The 14158-nt window shown below is 67.7% G+C and carries 13 protein-coding genes and 1 pseudogene; 8 read left to right on the forward strand and 6 right to left on the reverse strand.

The window, feature by feature from the left end; translation table 11 throughout:
- From EG885_RS19525 to EG885_RS19535, 3 genes are all read right to left on the reverse strand, one after another.
- Positions 1-706: Hpt domain-containing protein (locus EG885_RS19525; RefSeq protein ID WP_207392342.1), on the reverse strand; the 706-nt coding region annotated here is incomplete at its 3' end.
- 51 nt (positions 707-757) lie between these two features.
- Positions 758-1129: a response regulator gene (locus tag EG885_RS19530; RefSeq protein WP_131577975.1), complete on the reverse strand. Its 372-nt coding sequence runs from the start codon at positions 1127-1129 to the stop codon at positions 758-760.
- A 114-nt stretch (positions 1130-1243) separates the two neighbouring features.
- The gene (locus tag EG885_RS19535) at positions 1244-1528 is read right to left on the reverse strand and encodes an STAS domain-containing protein (protein WP_131577978.1); all 285 of its coding nucleotides are present in this window, start codon (positions 1526-1528) and stop codon (positions 1244-1246) included.
- 216 nt (positions 1529-1744) lie between these two features.
- On the opposite strand from EG885_RS19535, the gene EG885_RS19540 reads away from it, so the two are divergent.
- A complete protein-coding gene (locus EG885_RS19540) occupies positions 1745-2680 on the forward strand; it encodes a LysR family transcriptional regulator (protein ID WP_131577981.1) in 936 nt (311 codons plus the stop codon).
- On the opposite strand, the gene EG885_RS19545 is transcribed toward EG885_RS19540, so the two are convergent.
- Positions 2655-4085: an aldehyde dehydrogenase family protein gene (locus tag EG885_RS19545; protein ID WP_131577984.1), complete on the reverse strand. Its 1431-nt coding sequence runs from the start codon at positions 4083-4085 to the stop codon at positions 2655-2657. The two genes, EG885_RS19540 and EG885_RS19545, sit on opposite strands and share 26 nt — an antisense overlap.
- A 214-nt stretch (positions 4086-4299) precedes the next feature.
- On the opposite strand from EG885_RS19545, the gene EG885_RS19550 reads away from it, so the two are divergent.
- Together EG885_RS19550 and EG885_RS19555 are read left to right on the forward strand one after the other, a co-directional pair.
- Entirely contained in the window at positions 4300-5457 is a 1158-nt protein-coding gene (locus EG885_RS19550; protein ID WP_165571223.1) for a DSD1 family PLP-dependent enzyme, read from the forward strand.
- A 122-nt stretch (positions 5458-5579) separates the two neighbouring features.
- Positions 5580-6902 (forward strand): NAD(P)/FAD-dependent oxidoreductase, encoded by a 1323-nt coding sequence (locus EG885_RS19555; protein WP_131577987.1) that lies wholly within the window; start codon positions 5580-5582, stop codon positions 6900-6902.
- 161 nt (positions 6903-7063) lie between these two features.
- Here the strand turns inward: EG885_RS19555 and EG885_RS19560 are convergent, their stop codons facing one another.
- Complete coding sequence (locus EG885_RS19560; protein WP_131577991.1) at positions 7064-7873, reverse strand: GNAT family N-acetyltransferase; 810 nt, start codon at positions 7871-7873, stop codon at positions 7064-7066.
- Between the two features lie 374 nt (positions 7874-8247).
- Here EG885_RS19560 and EG885_RS19565 point away from each other — a divergent pair, with 374 nt between their 5' ends.
- The 5 genes from EG885_RS19565 to EG885_RS19585 all read left to right on the forward strand — a co-directional run bounded on the left by EG885_RS19565 (position 8248) and on the right by EG885_RS19585 (position 14036).
- Positions 8248-9864: an ABC transporter substrate-binding protein gene (locus tag EG885_RS19565; protein WP_131577994.1), complete on the forward strand. Its 1617-nt coding sequence runs from the start codon at positions 8248-8250 to the stop codon at positions 9862-9864.
- 73 nt (positions 9865-9937) lie between these two features.
- The gene (locus tag EG885_RS19570; RefSeq protein ID WP_131577997.1) at positions 9938-10894 is read left to right on the forward strand and encodes an ABC transporter permease; all 957 of its coding nucleotides are present in this window, start codon (positions 9938-9940) and stop codon (positions 10892-10894) included.
- 35 nt (positions 10895-10929) lie between these two features.
- Entirely contained in the window at positions 10930-11733 is an 804-nt protein-coding gene (locus EG885_RS19575; protein WP_242679759.1) for an ABC transporter permease, read from the forward strand.
- Positions 11730-13421: an ABC transporter ATP-binding protein gene (locus tag EG885_RS19580; RefSeq protein ID WP_131578000.1), complete on the forward strand. Its 1692-nt coding sequence runs from the start codon at positions 11730-11732 to the stop codon at positions 13419-13421. Before EG885_RS19575 ends, EG885_RS19580 begins: the two co-directional genes overlap by 4 nt.
- 114 nt (positions 13422-13535) lie before the next feature.
- Positions 13536-14036 (forward strand): Lrp/AsnC family transcriptional regulator, encoded by a 501-nt coding sequence (locus EG885_RS19585; RefSeq protein ID WP_131578002.1) that lies wholly within the window; start codon positions 13536-13538, stop codon positions 14034-14036.
- 9 nt (positions 14037-14045) lie between these two features.
- On the opposite strand, the pseudogene EG885_RS19590 reads toward EG885_RS19585, so the two are convergent.
- A pseudogene (locus tag EG885_RS19590) lies at positions 14046-14158 on the reverse strand (IS5/IS1182 family transposase); the annotation flags it as partial.

The raw sequence follows: 14158 nt of genomic DNA on the forward strand, positions 1-14158 counted from the left end.
TCCGGCTTTCGGTGATGGTCACGGCGCCGGGGTCGTCGACGAAGATGAACACATCTTCGATCGCGTCGCGCCCGGCGGGGGTGATCAGTTCGATGTGCCAGGTCAGCGACAGATCCGTCGGGCGCAGATCAGCCAGGGGCGGCACGGAATTGGGCTGCGGGATCAGCGCCACCGTCCCAAGGCCGCGCAGCTCGTCCAGCAGCGCCAGTGGGTTGGTTCCGCAGAGCAGCGCATTCGGCGGCAGGCGCAGATCGATGGCAAAGCTGCGGGTCTTGTCCGGCGCGGAGGCCGGGGTCCGGGCCTGCGCCGCAGGGGTTGCCGGGCCGCTGCCGGTCTTGCCGGTCAGCGCCTCAAGCGCCGCGACCATGCGGCCGCTTTCCGCGCCGTGATCGCCTGCGGGTTCGAACAGCAGGCGGCGCAGCTGTTCGGCGGCGCGCAGCAGCACCCCCACGAATTCGGGGGTCAGCGCGACGCTGCCCTGACGCACGGTTTCGAACGCATCCTCCAGATGATGGGCAAAGGCCGCCATGTCAGGGGGGCCGAACATCCCGCCCGAGCCTTTCAGCGTGTGCAGCGCGCGAAAGGTGGTGTTGATCAGGGTCTGGTCGTCGGGCCGCGTTTCAAGGTCAAGCAGCGCGCCCTCCAGCTGCTCAAGCAGATCGCGGGCCTCGGCAAGAAAGGTCTGGTTGGCATCTGGCTGGGTCATGAAACCCTCTCTTTCGGGTCGGAGGTGACGGGGGTGGATCGGGCGTGCCGGTCAGGCCGGCCCGACCAGCTTGGCGACGACGGCCAGCAGGCGGGCCTGATCGAAGGGTTTGACCAGCCAGCCCGTCGCGCCCGCCGACCGCCCCTCTTGTTTTTTCGTCTCGTCGGATTCGGTGGTCAGCATGACGATGGGCACCCCGGCATAGGCGGGCAGGGTGCGCACGTTCCGGATCATCGTGATCCCGTCCATGTTGGGCATGTTCAGATCGGTGATGATCAGCGACAAGGGGCCGCCGGTCAGCTTGGTCAGCGCATCGGCCCCATCGACCGCCGTGCTGGCGGAATATCCGGCGGATTGCAGCGCGAAGGTGACCATTTGCCGGATACTCGCGGAATCATCCACGCATAGGATCGGGTGAGCCATTGCAGTTTCCTTGATGGTCTTGGGACATCGGTGTGGGGCCGCATCCCCGGATGGGGATGCGAAAGGCGGGATCGAAGGGGTGCGAAAGGCCGCCGAAAGCGGGCGGCGGCGGGATCAAGGGGGCAGCGACAGGCCTGCATCGCCTGCCTGCAGCCCGGCGCGTCGGGCAAGATCGACCACGGTCGGGGACATCGTGAAGCGCAGAGCCGTTCCGGTCGCCTCGCCGCTGTGCCTTGCGGCGATCAGCAGTTGCAGCAGGCTGACATCGGCCTCTTCCACATCGCGGGCGTCGATATGCAGATCGTCGCCCGGCAGGGCCAGCGCCGCGCGCAGATCCTGTGCCAGCGCATCGGCCTGCACCAGGGTGCAGCAGGGGGGCAGCTTGATGTCATGGGTCATCCTGAACGCTCCTGTCAGCGGGGTGGCCGGGTTGTCGATTCGGGCCCGTGCCCGACCGGTCGCCCTTGAGAAGTGCCAGCAAGAGCTTAAAATTCACTTACGATCCGCGCCTTGCCCGAAAATAACCCCGCAGCCTTTGGTCTGGAGCCCGCATGGGCCATCGCTTATGACGGCCAGGGGGCATCGCATCCGCCCGGCCCCGGCAGAGAGGCGTCCATGCTGTCCTCGGAAGATTTCCGGTTCTTCTGCGCGGTCGCGTCGTCACGGTCGCTGGCGGATGCGGCGCGACAGCTGAACGTCACCGCCCCCGCGGTCACCCAACGGCTGAAGGCGCTGGAGGATCGCACCGGCGTGCAGCTGGTCGAACGCAGCACCACCGGCATCCGCCTGACCCACGAGGGAGAGCTGATGCTGCACGAGGGGCGGGCCATCGTCGCCTCGGTCGACCGGGTCGCGGATCTGCTGAGCGCGCGCAGCCACGAGGTGCGCGGCCATCTGCGGATCGCGGCCCCGCATGGGTTCGGGCGGGGCCATGTCGCGCCCGTGGTGCAGGAATTCGCGCGGCTGCACGGCGCGGCGACGGTGACGCTGCATCTGTCGGACCGCCCGGCGCGGCTGATGGACGACAGCTGGGACATCGTCATCCATATCGGCGATCTGGCCGCACCGGGCCGGCTGGCGAGTGTGCTGGCGCCGAACCGGCGGCTGCTTTGTGCCGCGCCCGGCTATCTGAAAAACCACCCGGCCCCCGCATCGCCCGGCGATCTGGCCGCCCATCGCGGCCTTGCGCTGCGCGAGAATGACGAGGATGTCACCCTGTGGCGGTTCACCCGCGGGACGCAGGTTCAGACGCTGCGGATCGATCCGGCGATGACCACGAATGATGGCGAGGTGATGCGCGACTGGATCCTGTCCGGGGCGGGGATCGGCATCCGGTCGGAATGGGACGTCGCCGAGGCGCTGGCACAAGGCCGCCTGCTGCGGGTGCTGCCCGAATGGTCGTTGCCCGACGCGGATGTCACGGCCCTGCTGCACCCGCGCCGGACCCGCAGCAAACGGGCCGAGGCGATGCTGACCCTGCTGCGCCAGCGCCTGAAACCAGCGCCTTGGCGGCAGGACTGGGGCGTCAGTCCCAGCCCGGAACGGCCTTGACCTCGGTGAATTCGGCCAGCCCGAAGGCGCCGTATTCGCGGCCATTCCCCGACTGTTTATAGCCGCCAAAGGGCGCCATTCCGTCCCAGGCCGGATAGTTCAGATGCACCTGACCCGCCCGGATCCGGCGCGCCACCGCGCGGGCATGGTCGCGGTCGGTCGATTGCACATGCGCGCCAAGGCCATAGACGGTGTCATTGGCGATGCTGATCGCCTCATCCTCGGAAGCGTAGGGGATCAGGCACAGGACCGGGCCAAAGATTTCCTCCTGCGCGATGGTCATCGTGGTTTTCACATCGGAAAAGACCGTCGGGCGGCAGTAAAAGCCGCGCGTCAGACCGTCGGGGCGGCCCGGTCCGCCGCAGATCGGGCGCGCGCCCTCGGCCAGACCCTGTCCGATCATCATCTGCACGCGGTCGAACTGGCGGCGGTTGGCGACCGGGCCCAGATCGGTGTCGGGCAGGGTCGGATCGCCGGTCTTCAGGCGGGCGACGGTGTCGATGACCCGCGCCTCGACCTCGGCCAGCCGGTCGGCGGGGACCAGCATGCGGGTCGGCGCGCTGCAGGACTGGCCGACATTGCGAAAGCCCGCCAGCACGCCGGGCGGCACGGCTGCGGCAAAATCGGCATCGGGCAGCAGGATATTGGGGGATTTGCCGCCCAGTTCCTGCGTGACGCGCTTGACCGTCAGGGCCGCGTCGCGGGCCACCGCGATGCCCGCCCGGGTTGATCCGGTGATCGAGATCATGTCCACATCGGCATGGCGCGACAGGGCGGTGCCCACCACCTCGCCCAGACCAAAGACCATGTTGAAGACACCCGGCGGCACCCCCGCATCATGGATGATCTGCGCCAGCAGCTGCGCGCTGAAGGGCGACAGCTCGCTTGGTTTCAGGACCACGGTGCAGCCGGCGGCCAGCGCCGGGGCCAGCTTGGCGGTGATCTGATAGACCGGCCAGTTCCACGGCGTGATCAGCCCGCAGACGCCGATCGGTTCGCGCAGGATGGCCGTGCTGCCCTGCGCGGTCTGGAACGGGAAATCGCGCATCGCGGCGATGGCGCAATCGACATGGGCGATGCCCGCAGGCACCTGACGGTCGCGCGAAAACCCGATGGCCGAGCCCATTTCCCGCGTCACCGCCTGCGCCAGTTCCCCGGCCCGTTCCGACATCAGGGCCGAGATGCGGGCCAGCAGCGCCATCCGGCTGTCGGCCGAACTCTGCGAGAACCCCTGGAACGCGGCGCGCGCCGCAGCGACCGCCCGGTCGACATCGGCCGCCTCGCCCAGGGCCACGCTGCCTGCGGGCATTTCGGTGGCCGGGTCGATCACCTCGGCCCGCGCGGTGCCCGTGGCCGGGCACCATGCGCCGTCGATATAGAACTGTTCGATATGGGTCTGCGTCATGGTCGGATCTTCCGGATGGGGCGGGTGAAACGGCAGGATCTGCCGCACCGCTCTGCCAGTCTGACGACGGGCCGGGGGGCATCTTACCGGCGCCAGAACTGAATGATCAAGGGGTTTTGCATTAAGTTGATCTTTACGCCGCCAACAGACGGACAGGCTTGCCATGCGCCCCGTGCCGCGACATTCAGGGGGCACCGTTCCAAGGGAGATTGCCATGACCGCCCCCGATGCCCAACCCGCCACCCTGCACCAGCTGGAGACCCCCTGCCTTGTGCTGGACCGCCAGCGGATGGACCGCAACATCGCGCGTCTGGCCGGTCGCGCGGCGGATCTGGGCGTGACCCTGCGCCCGCATCTCAAGACCGTGAAATCGGCGCCCATCGCGCGGCTGGCGCTGCAGGGACCAGAGGGCCCCGCGACCGTGTCGACCCTGAAAGAGGCGCGGCAGTTCGTGGCCGCCGGGATCACCGATCTGGTCTATGCGGTGGGCATCTCGCCCGCCAAGCTGCCTGCGGTCATCGATCTGATCGGGCAGGGCGGGCGGATCACCGTGCTGCTGGATTCGGTCGAACAGGCGCAGGCGGTGGCACAGGCCTCGCGCGATGGCGGCGTGGTCATTCCGGCCCTGATCGAGATCGATTGCGACGGGCATCGCAGCGGGCTGCGCCCCGATGATGCCGCGACGCTGGTGGCCATCGGCACGGCGCTGATGCAGGGCGCGACGCTGCGCGGGGTGTTGACCCATGCTGGCGAAAGCTATGGCGCGCGGGGCCGGGCGGCGCAGGCCGAGGCGGCCCTGCTGGAGCGCGATGCGGTGGTGCGGGCGGCGGGCATCCTGCGCGCCGCCGGGCTGCCCTGTCCGGTGGTCAGCGTCGGATCGACCCCCACCGCGCATGCGGCCCGGGATCTGACCGGCGTGACCGAACTGCGTGCCGGGGTCTATGTCTTTTTCGATCTGGTCATGGCGGGGATCGGGGTCTGCGATACCGATGACATCGCGCTGTCGGTCTTGACGACGGTGATCGGGCACCGGCCCGACAAGGGCTGGATCATCACCGATGCGGGCTGGATGGCGATGTCGCGCGACAGGGGGACGGCGGCGCAGGCGGTCGATCAGGGCTATGGGCTGGTCTGCGGGCCGGATGGCGCATTGCTGGACGATCTGATGATGATCGCGGCCAATCAGGAACATGGCATTCTGGCCCTGCGCCCGGGATCGGCGGCGGCGCTGCCCGATCTGAAGATCGGCGACCGGCTGCGCATCCTGCCCAACCACGCCTGCGCCACAGCGGCCCAGCACGACCGCTATCATCTGGTCGAGGGCGCGTCCCCGCAGGTCACCGACATTCTGCCGCGCTTTTCGGGCTGGTAGACCTTGGGCCAATCGCGCCGCGAACCGGGGCCGAAACGGCAGGATCTGTCGCCGCCGGGGCGAAATCCGCAGGGATGGCGCAGGCCCCCCGCTAGACTGCCCCGGCATGACAGGAGAATTCGATGCCCGCGCCCCTGATGACCATCGCCTCGACCCCCGAGCCGCCCGCGACCGCCGATGTCGTGGTGATCGGCGGCGGCATCGTCGGCGTCTGCACCGCATGGTTTCTGCGGCAGGCCGGGCTGTCGGTCGCGCTGATCGAAAAGGGCCGCATCGGGGCCGAACAATCCAGCCGCAACTGGGGCTGGTGCCGCCAGCAGAACCGCGACGCCCGGCTGCTGGGCATGGCCACGGCCAGCCTGACCCTGTGGGAACAGATCATGGCGGACACGGGCGAGGATCTGGGCTTTCGCCGCTGCGGTCTGGTCTATGTCTCGGATGACGAGGCCGAGCTGGAGGGGTGGGCCAAGTGGTGCGATTTCGGTCGCGCGGCGGGGGTGGAAACGCAGATGCTGGGCGCGGATGCGGCCTCGGATCGCGGCGGGGTGACCGGCAAGCGCTGGCGCGGCGGGGTCTGGGCGCCGACCGACGGCATCGCCGACACCGCCAGCGCCGCGCCTCGGATCGCCCGCGCGGTGATGGCGGCCGGTGGCAGCGTGCATCAGTTCTGCGCCGCCCGCGGGATCGAGACCGAGGCCGGGCGCATCGCCTCGGTCGTCACCGAAAGCGGCACGATCCGCACGCAGGCGGTGGTCGTGGCGGGCGGGGCCTGGACCTCGTCCTTTTGCCGGCAGCTGGGGATTTCCTTTCCGCAGGCGACGATCCGGGCCAGCGCCCTGTCGCTGATGCCCGGCGCCCCCGATGTGCCGGACGCCTTTCACAGCAAAGAGGCGACGCTGACCCGCCGCGCCGATGGGGCGCTGACGCTGGCCGTGTCGCAACTGGCCCGGGTCGATCCGACGCCGCAAAGCCTGCGCTATGCCTGGCGGTTCCTGCCGATGTTCCTGGCGCGGCGCGACGTGCTGTCGGCAGGCGATCTGCGCGCGATGTTCAGCGGACAGGAGACGCTGCGGCACTGGGCGATGGACAAGCCCACCCCGATGGAGCGTCACCGCATTCTGGACCCGCGCCCCGATGCCGACACCGTCGCGCGCATTCTGGATCAGGCGCGGCGCTTCGTGCCGCAGCTGACGACACTGCCGGTGCAGGCGGCGTGGTCGGGCTTTATCGACAGCACGCCCGACGGGCTGCCGGTGATCGACGCCGCCCCCGGACCCGAGGGGCTGGTGCTGGCCAGCGGCTTTTCCGGCCAGGGCTTTGGCACCGGGCCGGGGGCCGGGCGTCTGGCCGCCGATCTGGTCATGGGACGGACATCCACCATCCCCTCGGCCGGGCTGGAGCTGGCGCGGCTGCATCGCGGGCGCGCCAAGGTGGCGGGCATGTAACCGCCCCGGTTGTGGGCTGACCGAGGTGCAGGCAGTGCCGTTTGCAGACCGATCCGTTTGAAGTCGGTCTCGTTTGCAGGCTGGCCCGTTTGCAGGCTGGCCCGTTTGCAGGCTGGCCGAGTTGCAGACTGGCCCCGGCATCCGACCGGGGCCTTGTCGCGTCAGCCCAAGGCCTGCGACATCAGCGCAAAGATCCGCCAGGGGCTGGCGGCGCTGGCGGGGCGGGGGTTCAGCCGCATGGGAATGCCGCCCCCGGCATGGGTCAGCCCCAGATCACGCGCCAGACCGTCCAGCCCCGCATCCTCGGGCAGATCGATGCGCAGGAATTGCCCTTCCAGCCGGCTTGCGGCGGCAGCGATCAGCGCGGCGGCGGCCTCTGGCGTCTGCGCCAGCACCGGGCCCAGCACATGGCCCCGACCAAAGGGCCGCAGCGTGGCGATGCCGCCCGCTGTCTGCAGGATCTGGCCGTCCTGTGCGATAGCGCGCAGCAGCGCGGCCCGGTCCATGCCGGTCGCCTGACGGTCCAGCGCCAGCAGATCGTCCAGCGCCCCTTCGGTCACCGGCTGCGACGGGGCGGCGGCGCGGGCGATGCCCTGATGCTGCAGAATGCGGCCACAGGCCACGAAGCCCAGCTTTTCATACAGGGGCAGCCCGTCGCTGGTGGCGACCAGCCGCGTCTCGCGCGGGCCAGCCAGCGCCATCGCCTCGGTCATCAGGCGGCGGCCCAGACCGCGCCCCCGCATCGAGGCATCGACGATCACCAGATTGATCGTGGCCACCTCGCCCAGCAGCGAACACAGCGCCGTGCCCACCAGCCGTTCGCCGTTCAGCGCCACCACCCCGCGCGAGACGGACAGGTTGAAGGCCCAGTCCTGTGGCCGGTGGGGCCAGTGTTCGGCCTGCGACAGGCGGGTTGCGGCGGGAATATGGGCGGAGGTGAAGGCGGTCGTCGTCAGGTCGGTCGTGGTCATGTCCGGTCCGTGCTTGCTGTCGGGATGAAAAAGACGCGCACCGCGCCCGTCCGGGGCGACGGGCCCGCCCCCTTGTCTGCCCTGTCATTGTCGCAGGGCCGGGCAGGGGCGCGGGCGCTTTTCAGGCGACCCCGGCGGCAGCAGATGCGGGATCGCACGCGCCCCGTGCAATATTCTGCCGCGCCCTGCGGGGCCGGTTTCCGGGCGATCGGGGCAAAACCCACCGGAATGGCCCGAAAAGGGGCGGGCGAACGGCAGATTATTCCATCGGGGCGGCCAAAATCGCCCCAAATCCAATGCGACCCCGCGTCACACTGACGGCAACAACCAAGGACCGGAAACCGGCCACCCCACCACCATCAGGGAACATCATCATGACCAACACCAGCGACCGGCCCCGCGGCTGGACCCGTACCGACAATGACCGCGTCGAGGATGCCCTGCGCCGGGGCGCCACCCGGCGCGACCTGCTGCGCATGTTCGCGGCCTCGGGGATGGCGGTGGCTGTGGCGGGGCCTCTGGCGCTTGGGGCAAGCCGCGCCCATGCGCAGACCCCGCAGACCGGCGGCGCGATCCGGGTGGCGATCAACGCCACCTCGACCGGGGACACGCTGGATCCGGCGCGCGCCGCGCAGCAGGCGGATTTCCTGCGGCTGAACATGTTCTATAACAAGCTGGTCTGGCTGGATCACCAGCTGAGCCCGCAGATGGAACTGGCCCAGTCCATCGACAGCGATGACGCCCAGACCTGGACGATCACCCTGCGCCCCGACATCGCCTTTCACAACGGCAAGACGCTGAATGCCGATGACGTGGTCTTTTCGCTGACCCGCCACAAGGATCCCGAACTGGGTTCGCAGGCCAATGTCTTTGCCGCCCAGATGTCCGAGATCACCAAGATCGACGACCTGACGGTGCGCATCGTTCTGGACCGGCCCAATGCCGATCTGCGCGCGATCCTGGGCCTGCACCATTTCTCGATCATCGCGGACGGGACCACGGATTTCTCGACCGCCAACGGCACCGGCGCCTTTACCTGCGAGCTGTTCGAGCCGGGCATCCGGTCCGTCGCGCGGCGCAATCCCGATTACTGGCGTCAGGGCGGCTTTGTCGATTCGATCGAGCTGTTCGGCATCCCCGATACCGGCGCGCGCACCAATGCGCTGATGTCGGGCGATGTGCAGATCGCGACGACGATGGACAGCGCCTCGACCCGGCTTCTGGACACGCGCGGCGGCATGACCGTCATGATGACGCCCGACAGCAATTACACCAACCTGAACCTGCGCATGTCGATGGACCCGGCCTCGAACGCCGATTTCGTCGCGGGCATGAAACATATCATCAACCGCGAGACCATCGACAAGGCCGTCCTGCGCGGCTTTGGCGCGATCCACAACGACCAGCCGATCCAGCGCAGCAGCCATTATTTCAACGATCAGATCGCCGCCCCGGCCTTTGATCCCGACCGCGCGAAACATCATTTCGACCGGGCTGGACTGGGCGGCACGCGCATCCCGATCGTGGCGTCCGAGGCGGCCAAATTCTCGATCGACATGGCCTCGATCATTCAGGCGGATGCAGCGAATGTCGGGGTGAATTTCGACGTGCAGCGGGTGCCCTCGGATGGTTACTGGTCGGCATATTGGCTGAAGGCGCCGATCCATTTCGGCAATATCAACGCCCGCCCGACGCCCGACACGTTCTTTTCGCTGCTGTACACCTCGGACGCGAAATGGAACGAAAGCGATTACAAAAGCGAGGCCTTTGACAAGCTGGCCACCGAAGCCCGCGCCACGCTGGACGATGCGCGCCGGGCCGAGATCTATGGCGCGATGCAGGGCATGGTCGCGTCCGAGGCGGCGACCATCATCCCCGCCTATCTGTTCAGCGCCGATGCGATGACCGACAAGGTGCAGGGCATTACCCCGCATGCCATGGGCATGCTGCAGGGCTTTGGTTTTTCGGAAACCGTCTGGCTGCAATCCTGACCCTGCGATCCGCTTGCCCGGCCCCCGTGCCGGGCAAGCCCCGACCGGCAACCCGAACCGACAGGAGCGATCCGTGACGCAGCTTGCCGTCAAACTTCTTTTGCAGCGCGGGGCGGTGTCGCTGGCGACGCTGCTGTTCGTGTCGGTCGCGGTCTTTGCCGTCTCGGCGCTGCTGCCGTCGGACATGGCGGAAAACCTGCTGGGACAGGCCGTCACCCCCGAGGCCGCCGCCGCCCTGCGCGAGGCACTGGGCCTGGATGGATCGCCGGTCATGCGCTATCTGGACTGGCTGGGCGGCATCCTGCGGGGCGATCTGGGCATGTCCTTTGTCGCCAACCAGCCCATCGCGCATATGGTCGCGGAACGGCTGCCCAATTCGCTGATCCTGGCGGGCATCACCATGGCGATCACCATTCCGCTGTCGATCACGCTTGGGGTGCTGGCGGCGCTGTGGCAGGGCAGGATCTTTGACCGGATCGTGTCGGCGGGCGCGCTGACGCTGGTCGGCGTGCCGGAATTCGTGCTGGCCAATGCGATGGTGATGATCTTTGCCGTCTGGCTGGGCTGGCTGCCGGCGCTGTCCTTCACCTCGCAGGGGGGATCGATGGTCGATCTGTTCCGCGCCTTCGTGCTGCCGGTCACCGTGCTGGTCCTGTCGAACTGTTCGCAGATCATCCGCATCACCCGCGCCTCGGTGATCGAGATCCTGCGCAGTTCCTATGTGGAAAATGCCCGGCTGAAGGGCGCGTCGAACCGCCGGATCGTGCTGCGCCACGCGCTGCCCAACACGGTGCCGCCGATCGTGAATGCCATCGCGCTCAGCCTGTCATCGCTGCTTGGCGGGGTGATCATCATCGAGGCGGTCTTCAACTATCCGGGTCTGGCCAAGCTGATGGTCGATGCGGTGGCCAGCCGCGACATGCCGCTGGTGCAGATCTGCGCGATGATCTTCTGCGCCTTTTATCTGGTGCTGATCGTCTTTGCCGATGTGACCGCGATCCTCTCGAACCCGAGGCTGAGAAAACAGTGACATCCCTTGCGCTTTTTCGTCGTCACGGCTGGACCGTGTCCCCCCTTGCGGCGCTGTGCATCGCGGTCATCGCCTTCTGGGTGGTGGTCGCGATGCTGGCGCCCCTGCTGGTGCGCTATCCCACCGGCGAGATCGTGGATTACGAATTCTTCGGCCCGATGACCGCCACCACATGGCTGGGCACCGATTATCTGGGCCGCGACATCTATTCCCGGGTCATTTACGGCGCGCGGCTGACCATCGGCATCTCGCTGGCGGGCACGGTGCTGGCGGCGGTGCCGGGGATCACGCTTGGGATGCTGGCGGCGGTGATCGGGGGCTGGTTCGACGCGGTGCTCAGCCGGTTTCTGGACGCTTTCGTGGGCATTCCGCAGCTGCTGCTGGCGCTGGTTCTGGTGGCGGCGGGCGGGTCGTCCATCCCGATGCTGATCGGGGTCATCGCGATCACCTTTGGTCCCAGCTGCTATCGCTTTGCCCGGGCGCTGGCGCTGGATGTGCAGGCGATGGATTTCGTCACCGCCGCCCGCGCCCGGGGCGAGGGGTCGGTCTATCTGATCCGGGCCGAGATCCTGCCCGGCATCATGGCCCCGCTGCTGGCCGATCAGGGCCTGATCTTCGTCAAATCCGTCCTGATGATGAGCGGGCTTAGCTTTCTGGGTCTGGGCGTGCAGCCCCCGCAGGCCGATTGGGGCGGCCTCGTGCGCGAGAACATGATGGGCCTGTCCTATCTGGCGCCCGCCGTCATCGTCCCGTCCATCGCCATCGTCAGCCTGACGCTGTCCATCAATCTGCTGATCGACAGCCTGCCCACCCGCATCAAGGACAGGGAACCGCAATGACCGATGCCGTTCATTCCGCGCCCGGCCAAGGCCCCGACCCTATCGTGCTGGAGCGCTGTTCCATCGCGGCCACGACCGATAGCGGTCGCAGCCTGCAGCTGGTCCATGACATCAGCCTGCGCGTCGCCAGGGGTCAGGTTCTGGCCCTGATCGGGGAATCGGGGTCTGGCAAGACGACGCTGTCGCTGTCGATGATGGGCTATTTCCGCAAGGGTTGTCACCCAAGCGGCGGGCGCATCCTGATCGGGGGGCAGGATCTGTCGGCCATGTCGGACGCCGAACGCAACCGGCTGCGGGGCATGCGCATCGCCTATGTCGCGCAAAGCGCCGCCGCTGCCTTCAACCCGGCCCGCCGCATCATGGAACAGGTGACCGAGATCGCACTGATCCACCGCGTCATGCCCCGCGCCGCCGCCGATGCCAAGGCGGTCGCGCTGTTTGGCGAACTGGGCCTGCCCGATCCGCAACGGATCGGTTCGCGGTATCCGCATCAGGTCTCGGGCGGGCAGTTGCAGCGGCTGGCGGCGGCGATGGCGATCATCGCCGATCCGCAGATCGTGATCTTTGACGAACCCACCACCGCGCTGGACGTGACCACCCAGATCGGCGTGCTGCGCGCCTTCAAGCGGGTGATCCGCGACAAGGGCATGACCGGCATCTATGTCAGCCACGACCTGGCCGTGGTGGCCCAGATCGCCGACCGCATCGCGGTGCTGAAAAACGGCGAATTGCAGGAAGAGGGCAGCGTCGACGATATCCTGCATCGCCCCACCCATCCCTATACGCGCGAATTGCTGGCGGCCTTTGAACCCGCGCCGCGCCGTCCCGCGACGCCCGTGCCCGCCGTCACTGACGCCGACCGGCACCGCGCCCCGGTGCTGGAGGCCGTCAATCTGGTCGCGGGCTATGGCGCGGGGGCCGAGTTCCGGCCCGCCATCCGCAATGTCAGCTTTCGCCTGCCCAAGGGGCAAAGCCTTGGGGTGATCGGGGAATCGGGCAGCGGCAAAAGCACGCTGGCGCGCTGTCTGGCGGGGCTGTTGCCGCTGCGATCGGGCGGCGTGATCCTTGAGGGGCGCGAATTGCAGCCCGCCCTTGGCCAGCGCCGCAAAGAGGATCTGCGCCGCATGCAGATCGTCTTTCAGATGGCCGATACCGCGCTGAACCCTGCCGTTTCGGTGGCCGGGATTCTGGAAAGGCCGCTGGTCTGGTTTCACGGCATGGACCGCAAGGCCCGGCAGGCCCGGGTGCGCGACCTGCTGGACATGGTGCGCCTGCCGGCATCGGTGGCCACGCGCCTGCCGTCCGAACTGTCGGGCGGCCAGAAACAGCGCGTCAATTTCGCCCGCGCGCTGGCCGCGAACCCGCAGGTGATCCTGTGCGACGAGATCACCTCGGCGCTGGATACGGTCGTGGCGGCGGCGGTGCTGGAGCTGTTGGGCGATCTGCAGCGCGATCTGGGCGTGTCCTATGTGTTCATCAGCCATGATTTGGCCACGGTACGGTCGATCTGCGATCAGGTGATGGTCATGCAGCATGGCGCGGTGGTCGATCATTTCGACGGCTGCGACATGACCTCGGCCGCGCGCCACCCTTATACACGGCTGCTGGCGGCGTCGCAGCCGCAGCTGGACACCGGCTGGCTGGACCGGTTGCCAGACGATATCCTGCCCGCCGAGGGGTTGCGCTGACAGGCGTTTTCAACCCCGACCCGGCTTAAATGAAACCGGCGGTCTGATTGCGGCTGGCCATCCGCCCGGCCATCGCGGATGATCGCCGCGCTTTTGACAGACAGGACAGACGCGATGGTTCGCCCAAAGCTTGACCGCATCGACATGAACATCCTTGTCGTGCTGCAGGAACGCGGACGCATCAGCAATGCAGAGCTGGCGGATGCGGTGGGGCTGTCGCCCTCGCCCTGCCTGTTGCGGGTCAAGCGGCTGCAAAAGGCGGGCTATGTCACCGGCTATGCCGCCCAGCTGGATCTGGCCAGGCTGGGGCCGGTCCTGACGATCTTTCTGGAAATCACCCTGACCGAACATCGCGCCGCGAATTTCCAGCTGTTCGAGGCCGCGATCCGCAAGCGCCCCGAGATCGTCGAATGCCATCTGGTCAGCGGCGGCTTCGATTATCTGGTCAAGGTCGTCGTCGCCGAACTGCCCCATTATCAGGACATGATGGAGGCGTTGCAGCAGGCCAATATCGGGCTGGCGAAATATTTCAGCTATATCGTCGTCAAGACGCCGGTGGCGCCGCGCGCCGCGCCGCTGAAGCTGCTGTTCGAGGATGACAGCGACGCGCGCTAGGGTCAGGATTCATAACCAATAGATGACGGTTGCTGCGAGGGCGATGGCCGAGAGGAAGATCTTCGGACATCTGTCATATCGCGTTGCCACGCGCCTCCAATCCTTGAGCCTGCCGAACATGA

The sequence above is a fragment of the Paracoccus nototheniae genome, from assembly GCF_004335005.1.
Classification (GTDB): Bacteria; Pseudomonadota; Alphaproteobacteria; order Rhodobacterales; family Rhodobacteraceae; genus Paracoccus; species Paracoccus nototheniae.

Coding starts and splice junctions, on each gene's coding strand:
- EG885_RS19540 (WP_131577981.1), top strand. CDS start 1,745: ATGCTGTCCTCGGAAGATTTCCGGTTCTTCTGCGCGGTCGCGTCGTCA.
- EG885_RS19555 (WP_131577987.1), top strand. CDS start 5,580: ATGCCCGCGCCCCTGATGACCATCGCCTCGACCCCCGAGCCGCCCGCG.
- EG885_RS19565 (WP_131577994.1), top strand. CDS start 8,248: ATGACCAACACCAGCGACCGGCCCCGCGGCTGGACCCGTACCGACAAT.
- EG885_RS19560 (WP_131577991.1), bottom strand. CDS start 7,873: ATGACCACGACCGACCTGACGACGACCGCCTTCACCTCCGCCCATATT.
- EG885_RS19585 (WP_131578002.1), top strand. CDS start 13,536: ATGGTTCGCCCAAAGCTTGACCGCATCGACATGAACATCCTTGTCGTG.
- EG885_RS19550 (WP_165571223.1), top strand. CDS start 4,300: ATGACCGCCCCCGATGCCCAACCCGCCACCCTGCACCAGCTGGAGACC.
- EG885_RS19530 (WP_131577975.1), bottom strand. CDS start 1,129: ATGGCTCACCCGATCCTATGCGTGGATGATTCCGCGAGTATCCGGCAA.
- EG885_RS19580 (WP_131578000.1), top strand. CDS start 11,730: ATGACCGATGCCGTTCATTCCGCGCCCGGCCAAGGCCCCGACCCTATC.
- EG885_RS19535 (WP_131577978.1), bottom strand. CDS start 1,528: ATGACCCATGACATCAAGCTGCCCCCCTGCTGCACCCTGGTGCAGGCC.
- EG885_RS19545 (WP_131577984.1), bottom strand. CDS start 4,085: ATGACGCAGACCCATATCGAACAGTTCTATATCGACGGCGCATGGTGC.